Below are 26,806 nucleotides of genomic sequence, written 5' to 3'. Positions count from 1 at the left end.
ATGGATTTTTAAGATAAATTTATATCGGATTAATTGTATTTTCACTTAATAAAAATTATACTTTCCCTATATTGAGGGGGTTTGTCAGCGAGTTCACTGTTGTTAACAGTTCGTCTTTTGTATAATGCCAAAAGCGAACCATGGAGCGTACTTAATGAAAAATTTTCTCTATCGCTTTTTTCAGGGAAGATACGGAGCGTACGGAACTGACAGACTTACAAAGTGCAGCCTTGTGGTTGCAGTAATTCTACTTGTGTTGTCTTTCACGTCACCGCTTGGGATTTTATATTATGTAGCTGTCGTAATGCTGTTTTACAGCTATTTCCGTCTGTTTTCCAAGAATATTCCTGCCCGTTATCGCGAGAATGAGATTTTTGTAAAATTTACTGATAAATTTCTGGACTTCTTCAGAAACTTTAAGGACACCTGGACACAGAATAAAGCTTTTCATATCTATAAATGCCCTAATTGCAGTCAAAAAATCAGAGTGCCGCGTGGTAAGGGCCGGATTGAAATAAGATGTCCAAAGTGTGGCAACACCTTTCTGAAAAAGTCCTGACAGTCATTATTGGAACCAGAGGGACGCATGCTGAAGTATTTAGTTGTTTATGCAAGTGAAACAGGAAATACAAAGAAAATAGCGGATGAGATTTTCTATGCCCTCCCTTCTGATTCCAAGGAAGAAATCAACATCAGAAGCTGGAACGGCAGGCATGATGCCGAAACCTATTTCATAGGTTACTGGGTCAACAGAGGCACCTGCTCTCTTGAAATCATCGATCTGATCACCTCTCTTCATGGAAAAAATGTCGCCTTTTTTGGAACCTGTGGTATGGGAAATGATCCTGCCTACTATAGATCCATGGAATCCATAGGCAAGGTCTGGCTTGCTTCGGATAACGTATTTCTTGGTTCATTCTTCTGCCAGGGAAGTATGCCGCTTATTATCCGCGACCGCTATGAAGCCATGCGCGGAAAATATGATGATGAGATGATCGACAGAATGATAGCGGTTTTTGATGAGGGGCAAAACCATCCGGACAAACAGGATCTGCTTAAGGCCAATGTCTTTACAGATACCGCCATCCACAGAATTCCTACAGAAGAAAGCTATTCCAGAATAAAGGATATTATTTGATCATGTTTGCCATTGCTAACATAATCGCTTGACTTTTCATTTGGTCGGTACTATACTCATAGCAAATGAGAACGATTCTCAAATTGTTTTTTAGGAAGTGATTCAAATGACAAACGTAATAATAATTTTGATAATTGCAGCGATATTAATCTTCGATATTCGCTACATTATAAAAAAGAAGAAGCAGGGCGGCTGTATCGGTTGTCCTTCAGCCGGTGCCTGCCATAAGAAATCGTGCTCTTGCACTCCTGCAGTCAAGAAGTAACTACTGCGAAATTTATAAAAGTATTTAAACAAAAAACGTCAGGGTACATATCGCAGACATTATGTATCCTGACGTTTTTTATATTTTTATGCAGAAATTCTTGAATCCTGTTCTGTAGTCTTCTCCTGTCTTGCAGGGAGCTGCTTGTACAGGAAAATTGATAAAGCACCAAATACTACAATCATAACCACACATACTACTTCATTTAATTCACTTACCAACTTTGAGAGGATAACAGATAAACTGTTATTCAAAACATGTGCGATCATGGCAGGAACTAGTGAATTATATTTGTAAGCAATAAAAGCCAGTGCTGCACCTATCGGAATTGCATATATGCTCTGAACCGGATTCATATGCATGATTCCAAACATTATTGCTGTCACAACAATACATCCAACTATTCCAAAGCCCTTCTTTGTTGTCTGAAGCATAACTCCTCTGAATGCAAGCTCTTCAGCTATAGGACCAAGAAGCATAACTGTCAGCATTCCAGCAATCACATTGCCACTTGTAATAGAGTTCATCAAAGTTCCAAAGAGTTCTCCGCTTCCAGGAACAAGAGTCATAACTACGCTCGCGATTACAGAATCCAGAAAATAGAATGTAAGTGTCATCGACACAATAAATGCTATATCTTTAATGCTTGCAATTTTCTTAAAGCCTGACTCATAAGTTCCCTGACTCTTAGCCTTCTTTACAAATGCCTTGTAATACCAGAATCCCAAAACTACTATACAGATTATCTCAGCAATAAACTGTGCAACTGCCATAGTACTAATAAAATAGTTTGTCAGCTCTATCTGATCATTAGCTACAACCCCATTTGCTACTGCCAAAATGGTCTGTGCTCCGCCTATCACCATCACTATCAGATTCAGCAAAGCCATAAATGCCAGCAATATCCCAAATGCTTTTAGTACTGTTGAAAATTTGTTCCCCTTTGATGTGTTCATAAAAATCTGTCTCCTTTCATACCGTTCCCTTTTTCCAATATTTTTTCCTGCATATCAGCTTTGATTCAAACGCTGAACACAAAAATAGCCGCGCATAGTCTTGTTCATCCTCAAGACACGCGCGACTTAATTGTATCATATTTCTTCAATTTTTGGAAATTACATGAATAGTTGAAATACTTTCTGCAATTGCATCTTCAAAATCATCATCCTCTGCTCTTGAATATACAATCGTATAAACCTTATTTTTTGACAGGACTATTACTGTAACCTGATGGATTGTCTGTGAATTCTCAGGAGTAAAAGATGTCCTTATCATATATCCCGGAAAACCGTCATATTCCTGACTTTCAAAGGCTTCGAGAGTAAATCCGATATTCTCGCCGTAGAGGCTCTCATAGTTTGCCTTCTGAGCACTCTCGTACATATCCGCTGTAAGCTCATCATACCTGTATTCTACATTATCGTCTTCCGTCTCGCCTGCTGTCCTCTGGGCATTTGTCAGGACCTTTTTCTCAGGAATTTTAGTTACGGCATAAGTAACGTTCGCTGACTCCAGTGGATAAAATTCATTTACATACACCCCGGGATCTCCGGATGTTTTAAAGCCTTCCGGCACCACAAAGGAGCAGGTGAGTGATTCGGGTAGCTTTGACATTCCCTCGGGTGTGCTCTCACTCATTTCCGAATTTTCCCCGTCGCTCCCACCTTTTATTATTTCCTCAAGAGCCGCATTTGCTCCAACTGATGCGATGACCTGCGTTCTATATTCAGCTACTGTAAACAAACCAAGCACACATACTATTGAAATCAGTCTCTTTATACGCAATCCATCTACTCCTTTAAATATTTATCTGGATAACTCAAATACGTCAAACCAGTATCTCTCATGCAGATAGCTTCCTATATTCCTGTTTCCGATTTTAGCAGGAGATTCCTTCCAATCCTTCAGGATATCCTCCCTTGAATTAAAGCTTCCAAGAAACAGGACTCTGGCCCCACTGTCTATAAGCTCCTGAACCTCCCAGTATTCGCTGATGGTTAGTATTCCCGGAAATGTATTCTCCAAAACTGCGTCAGTCATGGCGCCATATAAATAAACAGTTACAGGGGGTTCTTTTCCTGCATCACCTGTCACATCTCTCATTCCATTTGCATAGTACAGAGTCAGCGCAGACACCTGGTCAAAATTACAAATGAGTATTGTATTTTCCCCGGAATTTGAATCATTTATTTCATTCCAGAATTTTTCCGTTTCCACCATATTAACACGTTTGTATAACTCATTTCCACGAAAAGCCCAAAAATCTCTTATACAGAAAACAATCATAAGTACTGTAAGCAAAAAGCCGGCAATCATCAATTTGCTTTTATTCTGCAGAAGCTTTCTTGCACCAAGAAGCACTCCAAACCACATCGCACCCATACCCGGAATCATATATCTGTATGTAAAAACAGGTCTGAGAAGCATTGATGCAGCAAAGCCAAAGGCTATGATTCCTATTACAGGCATAAAACACAGCCACATATACACATCCCTGAAATTTGCCAAGACAACAATTACAACAAGTACAAACATTACTACCGCAAGAATTGTTGCCAGCTTTTCATTGAAGAATCCGGGCTTCATCAGGAACTTAATTATTCCGCCGAAGCTTCTGAGGCTGAGTGATTGTATCCAGTAATTAGATGACACAGACCGCGCCTGCGATAGCACTACCCCAATCCATGGAACATAGCACACCGCTGTTAAATTTGCACTGATAAGAAGAATTCCTAGCTGATAGATATTTTTTCTAACAGACCACACAATCAGCAAAAGATAAATCGCAGCCACTGAAACTGCCGCATAATACTGTGTGTAGCATGCAAAAAGACCATAGAGAAAAACAGGTAATGCCTTTCCCCACTTTAAGCCGCGTACCTGCTTATCCTTGTCAGTCTGAAGAAAAGGCTCCGCATGAATACAAAGTGCTGTCACAAAAAGCATAACCCAGCTATACATTCTTATTTCAACGGAATAATCAGCCATCTGGGGCATGGCGATCACAACACATGAAAAGAGTCCGCCTGTGAGAATTCCATAGCGTTTTCTAATGATAGTTAATCCGTACAACAATAGAATTACCAGTGGAATGACACTTACAATTTTTGCATAGATAACAGGCATATTCCCTGCTGATGTGCCACATGCCTCTATCATGAAATGCACGATAACATAATACAGCGGCGGGTGTACATCCGCCGCTGTTAATTTAATCATTTCCGATACCGGCTTTAACGCAAACTGTATGCTGTAAAGCTCGTCGTACCATATGTCAGGACTAAAGCACAGATAAACTGCATAGACTATCATACCTGCTGAAAGAAGATATAAAAGAATTCCGCAGACAATCTGCATTTTGTCCCATGCTTTTTTTGAATAGTTAAGGAGTTCCATTATTCCCCTCATCCGTCTGCCAAATATTTAATCAATGCTATCGATCAGCTCAAGTGTGTGCTCTGCATTCATCTTCTTGCACATCTCGACAAACTTATCAAGAGGTACATTCTGAATCTGCTTGTTAGAACCACGAACATTGATTGAAACAGTGTTCTCTGCTGCCTCCTTATCACCAAGAACGATGATATAAGGATCCTTGTAGTTCTTGAACTTCTTGATCTTCTCCTTCATGTTGTTGTCGGAGTAATCAGCCTCAACATCGATGCCGTTCTCGAAGAGAAGGTCAGCAACCTTCTTAGCATACTCGTTGTGCTCAACACGGATAGGAACGATACCTACCTGATAAGGGCTGAGCCAGAACGGGAACGCACCCTTGAAGTTCTCGATGATGATACCGATGAATCTCTCAAGTGAGCCATAGATAGCTCTGTGGATAACAACAGGCATCTCAAGGCTTCCGTCCTGAGCCTGATATGTAAGGCCGAAGTTGTGAGGAAGCTGGTAGTCAAGCTGTACTGTACCGCACTGCCACTCTCTTCCAAGTGCGTCCTTGATCTGAAGGTCGATCTTAGGACCATAGAAAGCGCCGTCGCCCTCGTTGATCTCATAGCCACCTTCGCCATATTTCTTATCAAGAATGCTCTTAATAGCGGCCTCTGCTCTGTTCCAAACCTCGATATCACCCATGAAATCATCGGGACGGGTTGAGAACTCTGCTCTGTATGTAACACCGAATGTCTTGTAGATCTCGTCTGCGATTGAGATGATATCTGCAATCTCATCCTGGATCTGTGACTCCATAACGAATGTATGGTCATCGTCCTGTCTGAACTCCTGAACACGGAAAAGTCCGTTCATCTGACCGGATTTCTCTTTTCTGTGAAGAACATCATACTCGCTGTAGCGGATAGGAAGCTCTTTGTAGGAATGAACAGTTCTCTTATAGGTCATCATAGCATTAGGGCAGTTCATAGGCTTAGCACCCATTGTATCAAGGGCCTCTCTGTTGTAGATAACAGAGCCTCTCTCGATCTTAACAGGAGTCTTAGCTGCATCCTCATCCATGCTCTCTGCTACATCAGGAATAGTTGTGTCAGCCTGAACATGACCTGCGATTCCTGGTACGATGAACATGTTGTTGATGTAATGAGCCCAGTGTCCACTGATAAGCCACAGCTTCTTGTTATCAATCAGAGGAGCTGCGATCTCTGTATAACCATGTCTCTCCTGAATATCTCTTGAGAACTTGAGGAGCTTCTGGTACATTCTCCAGCCTCTGGGAAGCCAGTAAGGCATTCCGGGAGCTGTCTCGTCAAACATGAAAAGATCAAGCTGAGCACCGATCTTCTTGTGATCACGCTCCAAAGCTTCCTGGATCATCTTGAGGTGAGCCTTAAGCTCATCCTTGCTCGGGAAAGCATAGAGATAGATTCTTGTCATGGAATCTCTCTTCTCATCGCCTCTCCAGTAAGCACCTGATACTGCCTTGATTTTATATGAAACATTCATCAGCTCCTGAGAGTTCTCAACGTGAGGTCCACGGCAGAGATCGATGAAATCATCACCTGTGTTATAAGTAGTGATAGTTTCTCCGTCAGGAAGATCATTTATAAGCTCTGTCTTAAACTTCTGATCTTTAAAGATCTCGAGGGCTTCTTCCTTTGAAACCTCTTTTCTTGTCCAGTCCTCTCTTCTCTTGATGATCTCACGCATCTTATCCTCGATGGCCTTGAAATCATCCTCTGTCACAGCCTTTGGCAAAACGAAATCATAGTAGCAACCGTCTGCCACCTGCGGACCAATTGCGTACTGTGTCTCCTTACCATAAATCTCGATTACGGCTTTTGCAAGGATGTGTGCCAATGAATGGCGGTACACTTCTTTGAATTCTTCTTTTGTCATGATTTTTCTCCTTTTCCGTGCCAACCGGGCACAGTTATTATATTTTTACCCTCATCCGCCCTTCGGGCACCTTCCCCCAAAGGGGGAAGGCCAAAAAAATAAAAAATGCCTTCCCCCTCAGGGGGAAGGTGTCCGCATCAGCGGACGGATGAGGGTTAGTTCACTTAGAACTTTCCTTTACCGTGGCACTTCTTATACTTCTTGCCACTTCCACACGGACAGGGATCGTTAGGATATACCTTGTTCTCCTTACGTACTGTCTGAGAAGCCTTCTGCTCCTTGTAAAGCTCTTTCTGCTTCTCCTCTGAGAAGATATCATTCCACTCAGTAAGACCATAGAGCCAGTCAGCACCTGCTGCTACCATGTTCTTGTAAAGAAGTTCCTTGTCAAATCCAAGCTGAACCTCAGTATCCTCTTCCATCTCCTCGATAGGATTCTGCTCCTTAAGTGAATCATTGATTCCATCAAGGAAGCCTGTCATTGTCATGATATCAATGTTATATTTGTCAGCAAGCTCCTTAACTGTTCCCTTTACAACTTCATCGGGATTCTTAAGAAGTTCTGCATAGATGTCCTTTTCCTTCTGAAAATAATCAGTCCAAAGTTTCTGCAGCTGTGCCTTATCAGCCTTTTCTGAATAAGCCATACCGCGCCACTGTTCTAATAATGCCATAATGTAACCTCACTTTTAAAAATTTGTATTTCTATATGGACATGCACTACATGTCATAATCTTTCATATTATATTATCTTTTAGATTCATTGTAAACGTTTGGCATATTTTGTGGATTCCTTTATCAAAATAGCAGATTTTGCGGTTTGTAATTAATCAACAACTAGATATTGGATTTTTACATAATTTATGGTAATATTAGTTGAATTTTAATGGGGGTTTTTTATGGCAGATTTAAATAAACCAAAAAAACACAGGCATAAACGCCACTACACATTCATGATTATATCCGGTGATTCGGACGGTAGCAGCGGGGGCTTTCATCTCGGGCATGTGGCTACTCAGGTTCTTGCATTTACTATATTCGGGATTTTTCTTGCATTGGTATGCTTTCTTGTCCATTCGGGAATCACAGTTTCATCATTAAAAAAGTACTCTATTCAACAGGATTTGAAGATTGCCGAACTTGACGATGAGAACAAGGCTCTTACACAGGCAAATTCAGAACTCCAAAATGAAGTAACACAGCTGAGTCAGGCCTTGAATCAGAAGGTAGAGGCTGAAGCTCAGACAGCTGCCGAGGCTGAGCAGCAGAGCATTCCCACACAGCTGCCCATAACCGGCACAGCTGCCATGATTGCAAGCTTTGACGATCCTGCTTCCAGCGAAATTGCAATAGAAGGTCTCATCGATGGCGATGGCAATGCTGTTACAGCTGAAGCGGATGGTGATAATGGCGGTGAGGAAAATGCTGAAGCTACAGCAGTTGATACCTCAGCATTTGATCCAATCCTTATCCTCACTACAGAAGAGGGTTCAACCATTACAGCTGCCGGATCCGGTACGGTAACCACCGTGGCAGGTGATGTAAAATACGGCAATTCAGTAACAATTGACCATGGTAATGGTTATATTTCCATATACAGAAACGCAGGTGAAAGCCTTGTTCATGAAGGCGACACCGTTTTGAAGGGAGCAACGCTCTTCGTTGTCGGTAGTGACAACACCAAGTTGGGATTCCAGCTAAAGAAAGAGGGAGCATTTATAAATCCAGAGGATCTTATTGAGATAAACGGATAAAGGAGGCAACAAACAATGGCACTTTTTAACAACAAGTCAGAGAACGGTGTGGACATAGCTGCTGAACCGATCACTTCTTTCATCGCAGCAGGAGCTATACTGGACGGCCCCTTCACTGCCAAGGAGAGCACTCGTGTGGATGGAACCATCAATGGAAATGTATCCGTAAACGGTTCGCTCATAGTTGGTCAGGAAGGGAAAATAAACGGAGCCGTATCTGTAACAAACCTCTTTCTTGCAGGCGAAATCAACGGTAATGTAAACGCAAGCACGGGTAAGGTAGAGATCAGCGACACCGGTAAGCTCATCGGAGATTTGTCCGCAAAGACACTCGTCATCGATGAAAATGCTGTATTCCAGGGTCAATGTCAGATGACAGCTGAGAAGACTTCTGCTGAGACTGCAAAGGAACGTGCTGCAGCAAATTAATCCTAATCCCTAAAAACTAGAACGCCCGCCATACATGCATTTGATATTTCGCGCTCGTTAGCAAAGCTATAATCGCTTTAAAATCTCAAATACATGTATAGCGGGCTTCTTTATTTAAATCAATATCATGCAGCTTGTTTCTCTTCTATCCTGTCGCGAATATCCAATCTCACAAGCTTTTTGTTTATATACAAGGCCGTCAGTATAATAACCGCAAGTAACGATATTACATTAGCAACCATCCATGATATAAACGGCTTGTAGCTTAAGCTTACTGTTCCGTCAAAGCCTGCCGGAATAGTCACAACCACTTTTCCTTTCTTCGAAGCCTTTACCTTCAGGCTACCCTCTTCTGTTTTCACAGCATATCCCTTATAATATGCCCTTGGCAGAGTAACGTTTATGTCCTCATCGGAAGGATTGTATACATCTGCCTGCATAGATATTCCGCGGATTCCTGTGACATTAAAGTATCCACCGCTTTCAATCAGATCCTCACAGGCTATATCACCTGATAAATCATCCGTATCAAAGCCTTTCGGCAGATATTCCTTTGTGTATAAAGCACTGACATCAAGATTCCTATATGAATCCGAAAACTCAAAGGGAGTCATCTCATTCGAGTAAGCATTTAACGCGTCAATTCCCTGATACATGAAGGCAAACACGGTAATAAACATCAGTATCTTTTTCATATCCTTCTTTACTGTCATGTTTTTGCAGGCAAAGCTCACAATAATTGCGCCTGCAAGCACTGCCACCGCCAGGAATCTGTACGCAAACTGAAACCTTGATACAAAATCATATGCCTTCTTCATATGAAAGCTCATCCACCTGTAAGGGAAAATTGTGGATGACATCCATAAGGAAACTGCAAAAACCAATGATATAGAGCCGGTCATCCTGTTTTTTATGGAAATATTTCCATTCATAATAAATACTATGATGAGCATCCCTGCTCCCAGCCCTGCCAGGCCAAGAGTCATAGGCATATCGCCAAGCATTCCCGCAATATCCGCGTTGACATCCCCTGTCATATTGAATCTTCCCGAAAAAAGCTGTGCCGGGAACGCCGCATAATCGGCAATATTTGTGGCATTTGCTTTGGAATTGATATCGATCCCCAGCATTCCCGATATGAACGGCACAAGAAAATACGCTGAAAAAAGCGCCGTTGCCACAACTGACTTTGCAATATTAAAAAGAACGTTTTTCCTGATTACCTTCTTTATATTAAGAACAGCAAAAAGAACCGCAAATCCAAACGCCATAATACTTCCAAGCAGATGAGAAGCAAGTATACCGCTCATTCCTATCGCAACATGTACCCATGAGTAACGTTCTTCATCATCATCGCCGCTTATCATTTCCATCAGTCCCAGCGCCAAAAGAGGAGCGAAAACATAAGCAATTGCTGCCCCAAGAGCGCCTCTTGTATAAAGCGCAACCAGCCTTGGCAATGCCATGCTGTAAATTACGGTTCCCACTATTGCACTGTTTTTTTCCTTAGTAATCCTATTAAATGAATAATACGATACAAGCACCGTTGCAATATTAATTGCCCCCATCAGCAGCATGTAGGCAGTCTCAAGCCTGACTCCGATAAGATAAAGCATTGCAGGAATATATAAAAACAGATCCGGATAAAAAATCCCCACAGCGTAGCCGTAATTATTTGAATACTCAGGATACACATAGACAGGAAACTGCCCGCTCCTTAAGCCTTCTGCCAGAGCATATACCCTGTAAAAGTGGAATCGCATATCATAGCCCTTTAAAAGGCTACCGGAAAATAACGGAATTGAAGATACCAGCGCCACTGCCATAAATATCACTGCAAGAATATGCTTTTTATTTTTATCAGTATCCTTTTTTCTATTTACTATAAAAAATAATGAAAAATCTACTATAAGAAACAGGCACATCAGTCCAAGTAAGGCCGGGAGCACTGATTTAGCAGCCTGTCTTGTGACAATAATCCTGTCGGCAGTGATGTCCGAAGTTACTCCATCATCCATGACAAGTCTTAGTACCGCATCGCACTCATCACTGACATAGATATAAAAATGAGCAGCTGTACCCTTCCCCGTAAGCAGAACAGATTCTGATCTGATTCTTTTGGCATCTTCCTTATCATATGCCGCCAAAACTGCCCCCACAGTAGAGCCTGCGGGAATATTCGTATTATATGAAATATCCGCCTGATAGACTCCGGGATAAAGGTGGCACTCAGGTGTTACCAGCCTTCTGTTCATACCCTGGTCCAGACCTCCAAGTATTTGTGCACCTGTGGAAGCCCTGCCATCGCCTGTATTTTCATTAGTGTCTGCTGCGTAGTTTAACTGATCTGAAGAAAATGTAATGCTATCGTCGCTGTTATGCTTTATCCTCGCACCACAAATAAGAAAAATAATTATAAATTCCAGAGCAAGTAGAATTATGCCCGCCTTTTTTTGTCCCCTCACTTTTTCATCCCCTCGTTAAAATAATGAACAAATTTAGAACAGTTTATATGTATTTTTCCTTTATTGCAACAAAAAACGCGGAACCAGGTCCGCGTTTCCCGTGTAAAGATTATTATGAGTTTGAGGTTTCCTTCATCTTTGAAAATACCAGTGCGTAACCATCATCACCATAGTTCAAAGAACGATTAACTCTGCTGATTGTGGCTGTTGAAGCTCCTGTCTTCTCTGCAATCTCAAGATAAGTCTTATGTTTTCTCAGCATTGCTGCCACTTCAAACCTCTGAGAAAGTGACATAAGCTCATTAACTGTGCAAAGATCTTCAAAAAAACTATAACATTCTTCCTTATCCTCAAGTGACAGAATGGCCTCGAATAAATGATCCACCGCTTCTGTACGAATTTTTTTATTCATGTTACCCTCCGTAAACTAAAACGTCTTTTGCAGTTCCCTAATAATAAAAGCAAAAAGCAGTTTTGTCAAAACGTAATATTATTAATGTTTACATAATTTCGTTAATTTACTTCACTGCTTGCATATTTTAACACACTAAACAGTTAAAGTAAAGAGATTCGACATAAGCACAGATAAATTGTGATTTTTTTCGCGAATATTTTAATAATTCCTTTACTTTTAGCACTCTCTGTGATATCCTAATTATGTTGTTTTAATACAACATATCGTCAATAGATGTACTCGTTTGACGATAAGAACTATTTTTTATTTTTTAGTGGAGGTAAGCTATGAACAAGGGTACAGTTAAGTGGTTCAACAACCAGAAGGGTTACGGCTTCATTTCTGATGAGGCAGGCAATGATGTATTCGTACATTATTCAGGACTCAACATGGAGGGCTTCAAGTCTCTCGACGAAGGCGCTGCAGTTGATTATGACGTAATCCAGGGCGAAAAGGGACCCCAGGCCGTTAACGTAAACAAGCTTTAATTAGCGGCAACATTTAATCAAGACTACAATGTGCCTTATTCTTAATATATAGAATCAGCAAATGTACAAATGATTAATCAAGAACCCATCCGGTAACGGATGGGTTTTTTGAGTACGTACAGAGTCATGCAATCAAGAAAGCAAAGATATCCCTGTGTTCACACATTGGGATACCTTTGCTTTCTTGATTATGTGGCGGATACGCCACAATGAGGAATCCGCAGGATTCCGAATATGACTCTGTAATACTATTATTCTCCGCTTTACCACTAACTCTTTACTAAATTTTAATACTCTATTAATTGTTATTCCATACCCCCAATGCTATATTTAGGATGTGTACAATCAAAAAGCCATACCCGTCATAGAGGAGGGATAACAAATGGGCAGACCTACCAGAAATATGTCTCTATTGTATTCATTACTAATCGCAATAGGAGGCGCTGTTGTTCTTACAGGCTTAATCGTAGAACTTTTCACAATTAATAGCACAATCGCAACAACAAAAGAACAGACCGCACAGTATAGAGGAAGACTCCTTGAGGATATAAAGACTGAGCTAAAAAATGAGACTCAGGAAGCCATGAGTGTATGTGAAATCATGAATTCCAGGTACGAAGCAGGTCTTATGTCAAAAGAAGAAGCCATGAAGGAAGCTGCTGACATCATAAGAGAATTGAAATATAACGATGGCTCCGGCTATTTCTGGGTAGATACTTCTTCAGGTATAAACGTTGTTCTGCTAGGTCGTGATACCGAAGGACAGTCCCGATGGGATTCTGTAGACCCCAATGGTACCAAGTTCATTCAGGAAATGATCAAAAACGGTATGCAGGATGGTGGTGGATACACAGAGCTTATGTTCGCAAAGCCAAATGAAACTGAGCCCCTTCCCAAGATCAACTATACAGCTTACTACAAGCCTTTTGACTGGGTTATGGGTACCGGTGTATGGGTAGACCACATTGATGCTCTTGAAGCTGAGTATGCTGAGCATGCTAACACAGCACTTACCAATAGCATTCTTAAATCTATTATCGTGCTTGTTGTAATGTGTATTATCGGTCTTATCGTAGCATTCTACATTGGTAAGAGAATCACAGGCCCCATTATTCTCATCGCAGACGAAATGGAAAAGATGTCCAACAGCGATTTCAGCGACAACGAATCCATGCGTAAGATTCGTCCTCTTGCAAAGAGCAAAAATGAGATTGGACTTATATCCGAAGCCCTCAATACTCTCCACCATAATATACGAGAACTAATGGGCAAGATTTCAGATACAACCGCTTATGTGGCATCTGCATCAGAAGAGCTTTCAGCAAGTGCTTCACAGTCCGCTCAAGCCAGTGAAATGGTAGCTAACTCCTGTACAAACGTTGCTAATTCCTGCAGCGGTCAGATCACAGCAGTTTCAGGAGCAAGTGATGAGACTCAGGCATTTGTAAGCAACATGGCAGAATTCCAGCATGCAATCGTTGCTTCCACCGATATGATTAACGCAACAAATGAAGCAGCCACCAAGGGTGCAGCAGACATGACACGCGCAACCACAATGATGGAAACCATAAAAGATTCTGTTGAAAACACAGCTACAATGGTAGAAGGTCTTGGTGACAAGCTTAAGAACATCGATTCCTTCGTTGATACTATCGCAGAAATCGCCAGCCAGACCAACCTCCTGTCACTTAATGCAAGTATCGAGGCTGCAAGAGCCGGTGAAATGGGTAAAGGCTTCGCAGTTGTTGCAAGTGAAATCAGCAAACTAGCAGATCAGTCAAATGAAGCTGCAAACAACATTACAGTACTTATCGAAGATATTTCAAAGAGTTCCGAAGAAGCAGTTGAATCCATGCGTGAAGGTGCTCAGAGCGTTATTGAAGGTTCACAGGTTGTTAATGAGGCAGGTAATACCTTCAACGAAATCGTTAATAAGGTTCATTCAGTATCTGAACAGAGTGCCCGCATGAGTGAAATCGTAGATCAGCTCTCCGGTGGAACCACTACTATTGCTGACAACATTCAGAAGATTGAACAGATGAGTGTCAGCGTTGCTGATGAGACCCAGAACGTATCTGCTGCATCAGAGCAACAGACTGCATCAACCCATGAGGTTGCAGAAGCATCCGACAGACTCGCACAGAATGCTCAGGAGCTTCAGGATTTCGTAGCAAAGTTCACATTATAAAAGCCCGTAAAATTTTTCTAATACGTACGATTCCCCAGGATTGTATGTATTCATCTCCAATCTCGTTACGCTTCGCGTATAATCGATTGGATCTGAACACATACAATCCCGGGGAATCTGTTTTAATAGACTATATCAATCTTGACTCTTTAAATATTCCAATAGTTTTTCAAATGACATATTCCCACCGAATATATCCAAGGCGCTTCCAATAGTCACGTCAAGCTTACCATCAGCACAGCTGCGAAGTAAGTCGAGATCATCAAAGGAATGAACTCCACCCGCATAAGTTATTGGAATCTTGCCCCAACTGCCAAGCAGCGTTGCAAGATCTGATTCGATTCCAGACTGCTTTCCTTCGACATCAACCGCGTGGATAAGGAATTCATCGCAGTAGGCTGAAAGCTCATCAAGTGAATCAGAATTAACCTCCACAGAAGTCATCTTCTGCCATCTGTCGGTAACTATATAGTACTTTTCATCAGCACCATCTCCACATGCCAAGGTATCATCCGATACGGTACCAATATTCAACTTACTCCCCTTCCGACAGGACAAATCAAGCACCAGATGCTCTTTACCAACCTCATTCACAAGCTTATGAAGATTGTCATAGTTCACCTTCCCATCCTTGAAAACATAGCTTGTAACTATAACATGGGATGCACCTGCTTCAAGATACTGCCAGGCATTCTCAGCTGTTATTCCGCCGCCTACCTGTAAGTATCCGGGAGTCTTGCGCAGAGCAGACAAGGCCTGATTAACCGATGCTTCATAGTATGCGCTGTCAGCCGAATTAAGCACAATAATATGTCCGCCGTGAAGCCCCTTTTCCTTATACATGTGTGCAAAAAAGGCAGCATCCTGATCAGACACAAAGTTCTCCGTAGCCTGATCTCCCATATCCTTAAGACTGCTGCCAACTATCTGTTTTACCTGTCCGTTATGAATATCTATGCAAGGTCTGAATCTCATATATCCCTCTTCACATCCGTTAAGATGTATTGAAAAAGCGGTTCTGCATTATTACATAACCGCTTTTAAATACATATTTCTTTAGATTACATCACTCATATCGTACATTCCTGCACCCTTACCGGCGAGGAATTTAGCTGCTTCTATAGCACCCTTTGCAAAAACAGATCTTGAATATGCTCTGTGTGAAAGAGTGATAACTTCATCAGTTCCTGCAAAAATCACGTCGTGATCTCCAACTATTGTTCCACCGCGAACTGCAGAAATACCGATTTCCTTTCTAGGTCTCTTCTCTCGCCTTGCGCTTCTGTCATAAACATACTCACACTTCTCAGAAAGTGATTCGTTAACGCTGTCAGCAAGTGCAAGTGCTGTTCCACTGGGAGCATCAAGCTTCTGATTATGATGCTTTTCAACTATCTCGATATCAAAACCTGCTGCATCAAGTGTAGGAGAAATCTCCTTAAGAACCTTCATGAGCATATTAATTCCAACTGACATGTTTGCAGATTTAAGAACTGCTACCTTCTCAGAAGTACTCTTTACCTTGGAGAGCTGTTCATCAGAAAGACCTGTAGTACATAAAACCACCGGTAAATTCTTATCTGTACAAACATCAAGAAGCTTATCTACTGCTGATGCATTTGAAAAATCTATTACAACATCTGCATCAACATCGCATTTTTCTATAGAATCAAAAACCGGGAACTTATAGGTGTTCTCGCCAAATGCATCAACACCTGCAACAATCTCAATATTCTCATCTTTGGAAGCAAGGTCAACAATAACGTGTCCCATACGGCCATTGCAGCCGTGCATAATAGCTTTAATCATACGTATCCTCCTTGTGCCCTTATTTACCTAAAAACTTCTTAAGTTCTCTCTCAAGTACTTCTTTGTTCGCATCAGTCATTGTTGTAAGAGGAAGACGAAGCGGGCCTGCCTTGAAGCCGATCATCTCAAGTGCTGCCTTAACAGGAATAGGATTAACCTCTGAGAAAAGTGCATCAATAAGAGGAAGCGCTCTAAGCTGTATCTCGGTAGCTCCGGCAAAATCACCATCTAGTGCCTTCTGGCACATCTCGTGAGTCTCCTTAGGTGCTACGTTTGAAAGAACCGAAATAACACCAAGTCCGCCAAGTGACATAATCGGAACAACAAGTCCATCCTCTCCTGAATAAAGATCCACAGCACCCTCAGCGAGTTGCATCATCTTGGTAGTCTGGGCAAGATTACCTGTAGCATCCTTGATACCTACAATGTTATCAACTTCCTTGCAAAGCTTAGCTGCAGTTGCAGCCTGAATGTTGCAGCCTGTGCGGCTGGGAACATTGTAAAGAATAATCGGAATATCCACTGACTTGGCAACAGCTGTGAAATGCTGTAAAAGACCATCCTGAGTTGCCTTGTTGTAATAAGGAGTAACTGAAAGAATTCCGTCAGCACCTGCCTTAGCTGCGTCTATGGAGAGATCAACTGCTGTCTTTGTGCAGTTAGAACCTGCTCCCGCAATTACAGGAACACGCTTATTTACATATTCGATACAGAACCTGGAAACCTCCATGTGCTCCTCTTCTGTCATAGTAGCACTCTCACCTGTGGTTCCGCATACGATAATGGCATCTGTTCCATTGTCGATTTGGAAATCAATCAGTCTCTTAAACTCGTCATAATTGACTGATCCATCTTCATAAAATGGTGTTGCAATCGCAACTCCCGCTCCCTTAAAAACTGCCATAAAATGTCTCCTTTAACTATTCATACATAACGAAAGCTAACTCATCGCCCGGAGAGTTAGCTTCGCAGAATCATCATTGATCAATAAAAACTGATAGCTCCCCATCTTGCGATGACAGTCATACAATTATTCACTGTATGCCCAGGTCTGAGTTCGTCAGGAAAACTCATCCTTCGGCGTATTGTCCTTTCCGAATCCATCTCATGCGCCTGTCGCATCAGAATTCGTACTGATAGAATACGCAACCTCTATCTTTAATATAAATTTTGTAAAATCATAACACTATCGCAGTGCAGTGTCAACGTAATAAAAGCAAGCTAACTAAACCAATGATTTTACATAATCATAAAATATCTAACGATTGTAATGGTCTACTTCATTCCCTCCCAAAATCTGTCATGCTCCGTGAACTTAACCGTATCCTGTTCGGATATCTCAGCCTTCGGCTTTTTTTCCTTAGTGCCGGTCTGCTCCATCTGGAGTTCATCCTCTGAAGGGGAATTATACACGCCTTTGTGTTCCCCGAAAATCTTATCTATAATAGCCATGTCAGTTACCTCCTAAAAATTAGATTTATTACTACATCTCTTCTTATAGATAATCTTTTTTTCGTCTCTATTTTCTTACACTAATTATATCAAATCAGCTACAAAAAAGGAACAAATTCAATGCCTAAAAGAGCAGCTATTACTCTTTTTCAAGGACTATAGTCAGATCAGAATATTCATTGATCGTAAGATAAACATCATCATTAGCCTTATACCCCTTAGGTGCCTTCAACACATGAACCTCATATACGCCCTCAGGCTTTTCAAAAGTTGCAATACCATCCTTATCAGTTGCACCCATGTTGCAGGTATCGTCAGAGCAGAACTGAATCATTGTACCTTCAACCGGTTTAGAGTCATTATCAACTACGAAAATCCTATACGCACCTTCATTGTTCTTTACTGAGTTGTAGCCGGGATCGTTATAGGATTCATCAGTTTTTCCTGCTAAAGCTTTTTCTATTGCCTCCTCATATTTTTTAACCTGTGCTCCTACTATCGGAGCTGCAACGATAGTACCTGTAGAATCAACAAGGAATGATGTCGGCCATCCATTGTCCATATTGAATTGATCCTGCCATCCATCAAAAGGCATAATGCATGTATATGTGCATCCTGCATCATCGAGTAAGGCTTTAGCATCTTCTATTGCACCATCATTCATTCCATCGCCCAATAGACCTACAATTGCACAGTTTTTCTTTGCAAGTTTGTTGTTAATCTCCTCAAGTTCAGGAAGCTCCTTAACACACCAGCCGCACCAGGTAGCCCATACATTGACCATTGTAATATCGTTCTTAGCAAAAATCTCATCACTGGTTATCGGATTACCGTCAATATCTGTTGTCTCAAACGAAACCTTGGATCCGACTACTCCCGGGAACATTCCCAAAGCTTCATGGTAATCTGCATTTTCAATTATAGAATCTGCATATGAAAGTAGCAGATCAAATTCCTCCTGGAATTCAGGTTCAAGATTATCGTAATTATTTTCTTCAGGTAATTTTGCTTTATAGTAGGTACAGTCCTCATAGGTAGTAACCTCTGTTATGTCACTTTCCTTTAGAAGACTATCTTCATCCGCACCATACTCGAGTAACTGCGCATTTACGATGCTGACAATATCTGAAGCGTTTCTGTTTTTATCAATTCCAATAATTCCGAAAAGCATCGCCGTGCTGTTTCTATATTTGGCAGTCCCTTCCTCTGTTGGATTTTCCATCAGTTTCTCAACATTCTCCGGGGTCATTCCGCGATAAGTGGCCTCTATCAGGTAAAGTCCATCACCGGAGGTCAGATCCGTAGCAGAGTATTCGATAATGCCCTTCGTATCGAGATACTCAGGCGGAAGATATAGCGTTATGCCCTCTTCATCAAATGCATAGGCTGTCGTGTTGTCAAGATCGATTTCTTTTTTGGTTGCTTCCTTTGTCGAGGCATATGCAGAAGCCTTGAATCCGCAGAGCCCTGTAACCATGCTTAATACAACCATCTGTACGCATAAATATTTAATCACGTGATTTTTCATAGATATAATCTCCCCTCACTTAAAAGAAAGAATAAACAGTATATAGATGATTATAAAAAACAAAAATAAAACTCACGTGAGAAGAATCTTAAAATTTAATAATATCTGAATATCCGCTTTAGCTGGCCAAATCTCTTTTTTCATAAAAAGCAAATGCGAACAGTACGGCAATAATCATAACTACAGCAGCCATTATAAAGGCACTTATGCCGGCTTCAATTCCCGAGAAAATTTCAGAAGCATTTGCGTATGAATAGGGGCCTATGAAAAGGTAATCCTTCAGATCAGGTACCACTCGTCCAATAAGGTCATATACATAAAACATAAGCGCAATTCCAAGTCCCATTCCCATTCTGCTTTTCCCTGAGATAGCAGAGATTCCAAAGCACATTGCTGCAATTTCAAGATTCATCAAGAGCTGTCTTGTCATAAACAGGGTAAACTCCGTGGCAGGTAATTCTTCTTTTAAGTATATGAATCCTGCTATGTAAAAAAGTGCGCAGATCAATGTAAACAGGACAAGTAAAATTGTTATACATATTCCTTTGGCTGCCACAATCCTGCTTCTGGAAACAGGCAGCGAAAATAAGAATTCTCCTGTGTGCTTATCCTCTTCCTTTGACAGAATATCAATCGAGAGAATAGCGGCAAACATGGCACTTCCAAGGCTGTGAACCGTCCCTACCTCAGTTGCAAAATATCCTGTTAAGGTGGCGATGCTTAGCGTGCTCATTCCGAAGGCATCTGAGAATGCTCCCATATTGGAGAACATGTCTGCCATGTCCTTCATGTCACCCTCCATGCTTTGGTAAAGGAGTATGCAGGATAGCCCCATGAGACCTACTGATATGGACCAGATTAAAAAGTTTTTGAAGTTTAGTTTTATCTCTCTTACTAGAATTGTTTTCATAATGTTTCCTTTCTCGATTTTGTTAATCCCCCAAGGGGAAGGCATATTTATTCTTCGTAAAATCTGAGGAACGTGTCATCATCTATCAAAACCGAATCAAGCATTGTGAGCTCACCCTCCCGCATTATTGCTCCGTGCCTGCAATATTTGTTAACCTCCGACAACACATGTGTTGATAACAGGCAGGTTGCTCCCTCATTTACATATTCTTCAATCAGATCAAAGAAGGTTCTCTGCATAAGAGGATCAAGCCCGCCCGTAGGCTCATCAAAAATGAAAAGCCTGGGTTTATGCTGCATGGCACATACTATGCTGACCTTTTTTCTATTGCCGTAAGATAGTTCCTTTATTCTCTTATCCCTGTCAACCTTTAGTCTCTCGCATAGTTTTTCTGCTTCGCCTGTGCAGTCAATTCCTCTCACATCGGCAGCGTATTTGATTACATCCTTTACCTTCATTGAGGAATAAAACCAGCTCTCGGAGGGCATGTATCCCACATTCTCAAGAATTTTCGCATGGTCCTTTACGCTGTCCATTCCCAATATTTTTATGCTTCCACTGTTTATTTTCAAAAAGCCAAGCATGGATCGTATAGTCGTAGATTTGCCTGCTCCGTTCGGTCCGAGGAACCCAAAAATATCACCCTGCCCGATACTTAGGGATACGTTTGTGACTCCTCTGTTTTTTCCATAGGTCTTTGTTAAATTTCTGATTTCCACTACATTTTTCATAGTCTCTCTCCTTCTGTATGTCCCCTCATCCGGCACTACGTGCCACCTGTCTACGCTCCGCTTCGGTCCGCGCTAAGCAATCGTCCCCGGACGATTAGCGCCCCCAGGGGGAAGGCTTTGCTATCTTCTACCTTATAAATAACAAAACAAAAAAGCGGGAACAATATCTGTTCCCGCAAGGTGCACTTATTTACCTCTATGATTCACTTTTTATGCTCTGACTGGAAAAGTCGAAGATCCTCGTTTAGTCGTTTGTCATCAATTCTTCGCTTTGATTTGTAGATTAAAAATACACAGACATATACAAGAAGAATGTATGCCGCAAACAAAACAGTTGCCAATATATTTTTCTCAAACCAGAAAAACAGGTATGAAGTTACTATATATATCAACGTGCATATCAGCATACCCGCGCACTCTTTTAAGCCTAGTGCTTCGGCTTCATCGAAATTCCAGAAAACATATACCTGGAGATAACCTATTACGTAACAGGTCAGGATCATCTCTGTCATATGCAGGATATCTGCAACAAAGCTTCCACCGATCATTCGATAAACACAATAAAAAAACAGTATTGAGAAAAAATACAGGCAGGACTTGAATTCGATTCCGATTTCTTTTGTAAGATATAGCTCCCACAAGGTTACTCTGTTTTTATCCTTCATTTACTTATCCCCCCTTAGCAGTCTTCTGAATTCCACAGCATAGCGCCTTGAAATCATGATATGTTCGCCGCTCTCCATGGTTGCATCTATTCGATTGGAGGAAAGGCTTTTCAAGCCCCTCACCTTTCCAATATTTATAACCATGGATTTGCTGCACCTAAAGAAGTTATCATCATCCACACTGTTCAAGAATGAATGCAGGGAACCATCAATTTTAAGTACCTTATCCGGAGTGTAAGCAAAAACCTTATCATCAACCGTCTCTAAATATAGAACCTGCGAAAGCTCCACGCTCATACTTCCGGAATCAGTTCTCCCCCACAGTTTATTATCGGCTCCGTCTATTATTTCTATTATTTTTTTCACGGTGGGATTCGGTTCCTTGTAGCGTATCACAAGACTCTCTTCGCCATCCGTAATCTTCTGTATATCTATTTTCATGCTTATATCATACCACCCATCCATGACGAAAAACATCTTATAAAATCAAAAAAGAATGCCACTCACGACATTCTTTTCCTAACGCAATCGCTAAAGTTAACTTTATGCTATCTTCATTTCTTCAAGCTTATTTACTATTGCCTCAGAGAGGTTCTTATGTCCCCTCTCATCCAAATGCTCATCGTCAACGGAACTGGGATCTGCAAAATCTGAGGCAGCAAGAAACTGATTACCGCGGCGTCTTGCTATCTGCTCGTACTCTGACTTTAATCTCTTGCTGGTATTTACAGAAGCCGTATCAAATTCCGGATCCTTTTCAGGCAGATAAACTTCATCACCAAGTTTAATGGGTGAAACTACCAAAATTTTGTCCGGAGCAATGTATTTTTCCAGTTCATCAAGGCACAGCTCCAACCCTTTTCCTATGATATGGGAGCTGGCATTGAAAACCGTTTTGCAGTCGTTTGTACCAAGCATAATGATCGCCGCATCCAGCGGATAATTACTCTCAATACTCAGAGGCAGAATCTCCGCACCCTTTCTGAAGGGGCGAAGCTGGTCATCAAAAACTGTCGTCCTTCCGCAAAGGCCATCCTCGATAATCCTTCCATCATGCAGTTTTTCCTGAACAAGACTTGTCCATCTTATACCCCAGGGATAGCGTTCCTTTGTTCCCGGAATAAGTCCCCATGTGTTTGAATCCCCAAATGCAAGAATGTTTGCCATAAATCGTACCTCATAAAGAAAAAGCGTTAACAGATTTTGTATCTTACGATACCATTATCCGCTAACGCCTTATTAGTGTAAAATATGCAAAACTTGTAGTTGCATATAAATATATGCTATCACCCTCATCCGTCAGCTTCCCCCTGAGGGGGAAGGCTTTAGTAGGGGCATTCAACATTTGAAGTCCTTAACTATGGTACTCCTGCAGCGACTTGATGTTTCCGCAGCCGTCCTTCTTCACTTCACTAATTCCCTGGGCTGCTGCCTTAGCCGCAGCAACAGTGGTTATGTAGGGGATGCGGGCTTTAATAGCTGCACGGCGAAGGTATGCATCGTCGTACTTTGCTCCCTTTCCGATGGGTGTGTTTATAACGAGCTGAATATCTCCGTTTTTAATATAATCCTCAACATTAGGTCTTCCACCCTCAAAGATCTTTAGGATTCTGGATGCCTCGATTCCGGCTCCGTTTATCTTCTCACAGGTCTTACCAGTAGCATAGATTTTGAATCCCTCTTTTGAGAAAGCCTCTGCCAGCTCTGCTGCGTGCGGCTTGTCCTCATCGTTAAGAGAAATGAGAACCGCACCCTCTAACGGAAGTGCTGCATTTGCTGCCTCCTCTGCCTTGAAGAAGGCTTCACCGGGAGTCTTTGCAAGTCCAAGTACCTCACCTGTTGAACGCATTTCAGGTCCAAGTACAGGATCAACCTCCGGGAACATATTGAAGGGGAATACAGCTTCCTTTACGCCATAGTATTCAGGCTCAGTATTCTTCTTAGCATCTATAAGTGCCTGCACAGGTGACGGTCTTCCTGTAAGCTGTGCTGTGATAATATCTGTTGCAACAGGAACCATACTGATACCGCAAACCTTGGATACAAGCGGCACTGTACGTGAAGCTCTGGGATTTGCCTCAAGTACATAAACCGTATCATCCTCGATTGCATACTGCATATTCATAAGTCCCACAACATTCATTTCCACCGCAATTTTTCTGGTGTACTCCTCGATTGTCTTTAAGTGCTTTTCAGAGATATGCTTTGAAGGAATAATGCAGGCCGAGTCACCTGAGTGAATACCTGCGAGCTCGATATGCTCCATCACCGCAGGAACAAAAGCTCTCTCACCGTCACTGATCGCATCTGCCTCACACTCAAGAGCGTTGTGAAGGAATCTGTCTATAAGGATAGGTCTGTCAGGTGTAACACCGACTGCTGCCCTCATGTATCCCTCCATGCTCTCTTCATCGCGGACAATCTCCATTCCTCTTCCGCCAAGTACGAAGGAAGGACGAACCATTACAGGATATCCGATTCTTGCTGCGATAGCCTTTGCTTCCTCGACATCTGAAGCCATTCCTGACTCAGCCATGGGAATATCCAGTTTTTCCATCATCATACGGAACTGGTCTCTGTCCTCTGCAAGATCAATCACCTCAGGTGTTGTTCCAAGAATATTTACACCCTCTTCCTTAAGCTTTGCCGCAAGGTTAAGAGGTGTCTGTCCACCGAACTGAGCGATAACGCCTACGGGCTTTTCCTTTTTATAAATCTGAAGAACATCCTCAAGAGTAAGTGGTTCGAAGTAAAGTGTATCTGAGGTGTCGTAGTCAGTTGATACTGTCTCTGGATTGCAGTTTACGATTATTGTCTCAAAGCCCAGCTTTTTCAGAGCAAGTGCTGCATGTACGCAGCAGTAGTCAAACTCAATACCCTGTCCGATTCTGTTGGGACCGCCTCCGAGGATCATTATCTTTTTGTTAGTAGAAGACATATCCTTGGGGTTCTCAAGCTGTACATCAGTCTTGTAAGTAGAGTAGTAATATGCTGCTCCTTCTGTTCCATATACATGAACGCCGTCCCAGCTCTCAAGGAGACCGTATTCTTCTCTTGTATTTCTGATATCATCCTCAGATACATTAAGAAGTCCTGAAAGATAACGGTCTGCAAAGCCGTCCTCCTTTGCCTTTACGAGTACTTCCTTTGAAGGAACCTTTCCTGAAAACTCCTTCACAATTGCTGCCTCTTCCTCAACAAGCTCCTTTATTTCATTAAGGAAATAGTGCTTAACCTTTGTGATATCAAAAATCTCGTCAACAGTAACTCCCTTTTTGAAGGCCTCATAAATAAGGAAATATCTCTCTGAAGAAGCATCCTTTAAAAGATGAAGAATTTCCTCTTTGTCCATCTCCTCATATTTTTGTACATTTCCAAGTCCGTATCTGCCCTTCTCAAGAGACCTGATAGCCTTCTGGAAAGCTTCCTTGAAATTCTTACCGATGGACATAACTTCACCAACAGCTCTCATCTGTGTTCCAAGCTTATCCTCAACACCGCGGAATTTCTCGAACGCCCAGCGCGCAAACTTCACGACCACATAGTCTCCGTTTGGAACATACTTATCCAGAGTTCCGAACTTGGAGTCAGGAAGCTCAGCCAGAGTCAAACCGGTTGCAAGCTTTGCTGATACAAGGGCAATCGGGAAACCTGTTGCCTTACTTGCAAGTGCAGATGATCTTGAGGTTCTGGGATTGATCTCAATTACAACTATTCTGCCTGTCTTAGGGTCATGTGCAAACTGCACGTTTGTGCCACCGATAACTCCGATATGCTCTACAATCTTATATGCCTGACGCTGAAGCTCCTTCTGAAGTTCCTCATCTATTGTGAGCATAGGTGCAGTACAGAAGGAATCACCTGTGTGGACTCCGACAGGATCAACATTCTCTATGAAGCAGACCGTGATCATATTGTTGTCCTTATCCCTTACAACCTCAAGCTCGAGCTCCTCCCAGCCAAGGATTGACTCCTCAACAAGAACCTGATGGATAATTGATGCAGCTAGACCTCTTGCACAAACTGTCTGCAGTTCTTCTTTGTTGTAAACAAGGCCGCCACCTGCGCCGCCCATAGTATATGCAGGGCGCAATACAACAGGATATCCAAGCTCATCAGCTTCTGCCAGGGCCTCTTCAATGCTGTAGCAGGCCTTTGATCTTGCCATCTCTATGCCCAGCATATCCATGGTCTTCTTGAACTCTGTTCTGTCCTCACCGCGCTCTATGGCATCAACCTGGACACCTATAACCTTGACATTATACTTATCAAGAACGCCTGCCTTATAAAGCTCTGAACACAAATTAAGACCAGATTGTCCTCCCAAATTGGGCAAAAGGGCATCCGGTCTTTCTTTTTCAATTACAGCCGCTACGCGGTCCACATTTAAGGGTTCAATATAAGTCCTGTCAGCCATCTCCGGATCTGTCATGATAGTAGCCGGATTGGAATTAACCAGGACGATTTCATAGCCAAGACTCCTAAGGGCCTTACAAGCCTGTGTTCCCGAATAGTCAAATTCGCAAGCCTGTCCAATAACAATGGGGCCTGAGCCGATTATTAGTACCTTGTGAATATCTGTTCTCTGTGCCATGTTCCTCTCCCATTCCTTAAAATTTCTTTCTAAAGATTTTATTATTCATGAGAGAAGAAAACAAGTGGAAATTTTATTCAAACTCTATTTATCAATTTACTTTTTATGGATTAAAATTGATCAAGACTTTATAAGTGCAATTATGCTATATTCTTTGTAGATTTAGTGAGATTTCTGCTGTTCTTTGTAAATCCAGTGGGATTTTTGCTGTTATTTCATGTAATACATTTTGCGGCAGACCATTTTGACCATCATCTTCTTCCTCAATTTTCATTTTCTCAAATTACGACAGTCACTTTTCACATCAATTTTCTATCGCTTTTTGGATCTTTCTCTTTTGCAGCAGATGATTTATCTCAAAAGCTCCTGCTGCAAATATGAATGATTGTGTTTGCAGCAGATTTTTCATCTTAATAATTCCTACCGCAATTTTGAATATTCGTATTTGCAGCAGCCTTCTTTATTTAAAATAAACTGCCGCTATTTAATTTTTCTAATTATACAGCAGATAATCCCCACCAATAATATGATGGAATGCACTATTACAATACCATCTTCTCAATTACTCTTTGCAAAATCTGCGCTGCAGCAATCACCTTTTAGTAGTTTCTACAAAAGTTATAGAAATAAAACAG

General features: G+C 41.7%; 25 protein-coding genes and 1 riboswitch. Of the genes, 7 read left to right on the top strand and 18 right to left on the bottom strand.

The window, feature by feature from the left end; all coding sequences use genetic code 11:
* Positions 1-154 precede the first annotated feature (154 nt).
* The 3 genes from G602_RS0111120 to G602_RS29855 all read left to right on the top strand — a co-directional run bounded on the left by G602_RS0111120 (position 155) and on the right by G602_RS29855 (position 1,403).
* Entirely contained in the window at positions 155-559 is a 405-nt protein-coding gene (locus G602_RS0111120) for a hypothetical protein (RefSeq protein ID WP_026659063.1), read from the top strand.
* 27 nt (positions 560-586) lie between these two features.
* Positions 587-1,138, top strand: coding sequence for a flavodoxin family protein (locus tag G602_RS26260; RefSeq protein WP_044931863.1), 552 nt, complete (start codon positions 587-589; stop codon positions 1,136-1,138).
* Between the two features lie 106 nt (positions 1,139-1,244).
* On the top strand, positions 1,245-1,403 hold the full coding sequence (locus G602_RS29855; RefSeq protein ID WP_081675979.1) for a FeoB-associated Cys-rich membrane protein: 159 nt from the start codon (positions 1,245-1,247) through the stop codon (positions 1,401-1,403).
* Positions 1,404-1,489: 86 nt separating this feature from the next.
* On the opposite strand, the gene G602_RS0111105 is transcribed toward G602_RS29855, so the two are convergent.
* From G602_RS0111105 to G602_RS0111085, 5 genes are all read right to left on the bottom strand, one after another.
* Positions 1,490-2,359 carry a CPBP family intramembrane glutamic endopeptidase gene (locus tag G602_RS0111105; RefSeq protein ID WP_026659062.1) on the bottom strand — a complete coding sequence of 290 codons (870 nt, stop codon included), beginning with the start codon at positions 2,357-2,359 and terminating at the stop codon, positions 1,490-1,492.
* A gap of 145 nt (positions 2,360-2,504) precedes the next feature.
* Positions 2,505-3,188 carry a hypothetical protein gene (locus tag G602_RS0111100; protein ID WP_026659061.1) on the bottom strand — a complete coding sequence of 228 codons (684 nt, stop codon included), beginning with the start codon at positions 3,186-3,188 and terminating at the stop codon, positions 2,505-2,507.
* A gap of 21 nt (positions 3,189-3,209) precedes the next feature.
* Positions 3,210-4,799 (bottom strand): glycosyltransferase family 39 protein, encoded by a 1,590-nt coding sequence (locus tag G602_RS0111095; protein ID WP_026659060.1) that lies wholly within the window; start codon positions 4,797-4,799, stop codon positions 3,210-3,212.
* A 27-nt stretch (positions 4,800-4,826) separates the two neighbouring features.
* Complete coding sequence (locus tag G602_RS0111090; protein WP_026659059.1) at positions 4,827-6,704, bottom strand: threonine--tRNA ligase; 1,878 nt, start codon at positions 6,702-6,704, stop codon at positions 4,827-4,829.
* A 164-nt stretch (positions 6,705-6,868) separates the two neighbouring features.
* Positions 6,869-7,378: an SEC-C metal-binding domain-containing protein gene (locus tag G602_RS0111085; RefSeq protein WP_026659057.1), complete on the bottom strand. Its 510-nt coding sequence runs from the start codon at positions 7,376-7,378 to the stop codon at positions 6,869-6,871.
* A 225-nt stretch (positions 7,379-7,603) separates the two neighbouring features.
* On the opposite strand from G602_RS0111085, the gene G602_RS0111080 reads away from it, so the two are divergent.
* Together G602_RS0111080 and G602_RS26255 are read left to right on the top strand one after the other, a co-directional pair.
* On the top strand, positions 7,604-8,458 hold the full coding sequence (locus tag G602_RS0111080) for a murein hydrolase activator EnvC family protein (RefSeq protein WP_026659056.1): 855 nt from the start codon (positions 7,604-7,606) through the stop codon (positions 8,456-8,458).
* Between the two features lie 15 nt (positions 8,459-8,473).
* The gene (locus tag G602_RS26255) at positions 8,474-8,887 is read left to right on the top strand and encodes a bactofilin family protein (protein WP_049945181.1); all 414 of its coding nucleotides are present in this window, start codon (positions 8,474-8,476) and stop codon (positions 8,885-8,887) included.
* 125 nt (positions 8,888-9,012) lie between these two features.
* On the opposite strand, the gene G602_RS0111070 is transcribed toward G602_RS26255, so the two are convergent.
* Together G602_RS0111070 and G602_RS0111065 are read right to left on the bottom strand one after the other, a co-directional pair.
* Positions 9,013-11,352, bottom strand: a complete 2,340-nt coding sequence (locus G602_RS0111070) for a hypothetical protein (protein WP_026659055.1) — start codon at positions 11,350-11,352, stop codon at positions 9,013-9,015.
* A gap of 112 nt (positions 11,353-11,464) precedes the next feature.
* Positions 11,465-11,764 (bottom strand): YerC/YecD family TrpR-related protein, encoded by a 300-nt coding sequence (locus tag G602_RS0111065; RefSeq protein WP_026659054.1) that lies wholly within the window; start codon positions 11,762-11,764, stop codon positions 11,465-11,467.
* A gap of 329 nt (positions 11,765-12,093) precedes the next feature.
* Between G602_RS0111065 and G602_RS0111060 the strand changes: the two genes are divergently transcribed.
* Both G602_RS0111060 and G602_RS0111055 read left to right on the top strand, forming a co-directional pair.
* Positions 12,094-12,294, top strand: a complete 201-nt coding sequence (locus G602_RS0111060; RefSeq protein ID WP_022761586.1) for a cold-shock protein — start codon at positions 12,094-12,096, stop codon at positions 12,292-12,294.
* Between the two features lie 382 nt (positions 12,295-12,676).
* Complete coding sequence (locus tag G602_RS0111055; protein WP_081675978.1) at positions 12,677-14,482, top strand: methyl-accepting chemotaxis protein; 1,806 nt, start codon at positions 12,677-12,679, stop codon at positions 14,480-14,482.
* Between the two features lie 135 nt (positions 14,483-14,617).
* Here G602_RS0111055 and hisA read toward each other — a convergent pair whose 3' ends face one another.
* From hisA to carB, 11 genes are all read right to left on the bottom strand, one after another.
* Complete coding sequence (gene hisA / locus G602_RS0111050; protein WP_026659052.1) at positions 14,618-15,457, bottom strand: phosphoribosylformimino-5-aminoimidazole carboxamide ribotide isomerase; 840 nt, start codon at positions 15,455-15,457, stop codon at positions 14,618-14,620.
* Between the two features lie 81 nt (positions 15,458-15,538).
* The gene (gene dapB, locus G602_RS0111045; protein WP_026659051.1) at positions 15,539-16,291 is read right to left on the bottom strand and encodes a 4-hydroxy-tetrahydrodipicolinate reductase; all 753 of its coding nucleotides are present in this window, start codon (positions 16,289-16,291) and stop codon (positions 15,539-15,541) included.
* Positions 16,292-16,310: 19 nt separating this feature from the next.
* Positions 16,311-17,195 (bottom strand): 4-hydroxy-tetrahydrodipicolinate synthase, encoded by an 885-nt coding sequence (dapA, locus tag G602_RS0111040; RefSeq protein ID WP_026659050.1) that lies wholly within the window; start codon positions 17,193-17,195, stop codon positions 16,311-16,313.
* A gap of 86 nt (positions 17,196-17,281) precedes the next feature.
* A riboswitch (Lysine riboswitch) is annotated at positions 17,282-17,454 on the bottom strand.
* Between the two features lie 112 nt (positions 17,455-17,566).
* Positions 17,567-17,743: a hypothetical protein gene (locus G602_RS30385; RefSeq protein ID WP_155829816.1), complete on the bottom strand. Its 177-nt coding sequence runs from the start codon at positions 17,741-17,743 to the stop codon at positions 17,567-17,569.
* 139 nt (positions 17,744-17,882) lie between these two features.
* On the bottom strand, positions 17,883-19,271 hold the full coding sequence (locus tag G602_RS28885) for a redoxin domain-containing protein (protein ID WP_049945180.1): 1,389 nt from the start codon (positions 19,269-19,271) through the stop codon (positions 17,883-17,885).
* Positions 19,272-19,389: 118 nt separating this feature from the next.
* The gene (locus G602_RS0111025) at positions 19,390-20,181 is read right to left on the bottom strand and encodes an ABC transporter permease subunit (protein WP_026659048.1); all 792 of its coding nucleotides are present in this window, start codon (positions 20,179-20,181) and stop codon (positions 19,390-19,392) included.
* A 47-nt stretch (positions 20,182-20,228) separates the two neighbouring features.
* Entirely contained in the window at positions 20,229-20,912 is a 684-nt protein-coding gene (locus G602_RS26245; protein ID WP_044931861.1) for an ABC transporter ATP-binding protein, read from the bottom strand.
* Between the two features lie 203 nt (positions 20,913-21,115).
* On the bottom strand, positions 21,116-21,577 hold the full coding sequence (locus G602_RS0111015; RefSeq protein ID WP_026659047.1) for a DUF3021 family protein: 462 nt from the start codon (positions 21,575-21,577) through the stop codon (positions 21,116-21,118).
* Positions 21,578-22,018, bottom strand: coding sequence for a LytTR family DNA-binding domain-containing protein (locus G602_RS0111010; RefSeq protein WP_026659046.1), 441 nt, complete (start codon positions 22,016-22,018; stop codon positions 21,578-21,580).
* A gap of 102 nt (positions 22,019-22,120) precedes the next feature.
* Positions 22,121-22,744 carry a GDSL-type esterase/lipase family protein gene (locus tag G602_RS0111005; protein WP_026659045.1) on the bottom strand — a complete coding sequence of 208 codons (624 nt, stop codon included), beginning with the start codon at positions 22,742-22,744 and terminating at the stop codon, positions 22,121-22,123.
* 187 nt (positions 22,745-22,931) lie between these two features.
* On the bottom strand, positions 22,932-26,171 hold the full coding sequence (gene carB, locus G602_RS0111000) for a carbamoyl-phosphate synthase large subunit (RefSeq protein ID WP_026659044.1): 3,240 nt from the start codon (positions 26,169-26,171) through the stop codon (positions 22,932-22,934).
* Between the last annotated feature and the right edge of the window lie 635 nt (positions 26,172-26,806).

It is taken from the genome of Butyrivibrio sp. AC2005 (genome assembly GCF_000424145.1).
In the GTDB taxonomy this organism is placed as follows: domain Bacteria; phylum Bacillota; class Clostridia; order Lachnospirales; family Lachnospiraceae; genus Butyrivibrio.
This window is presented reverse-complemented; position numbering and strand designations above follow the sequence as displayed.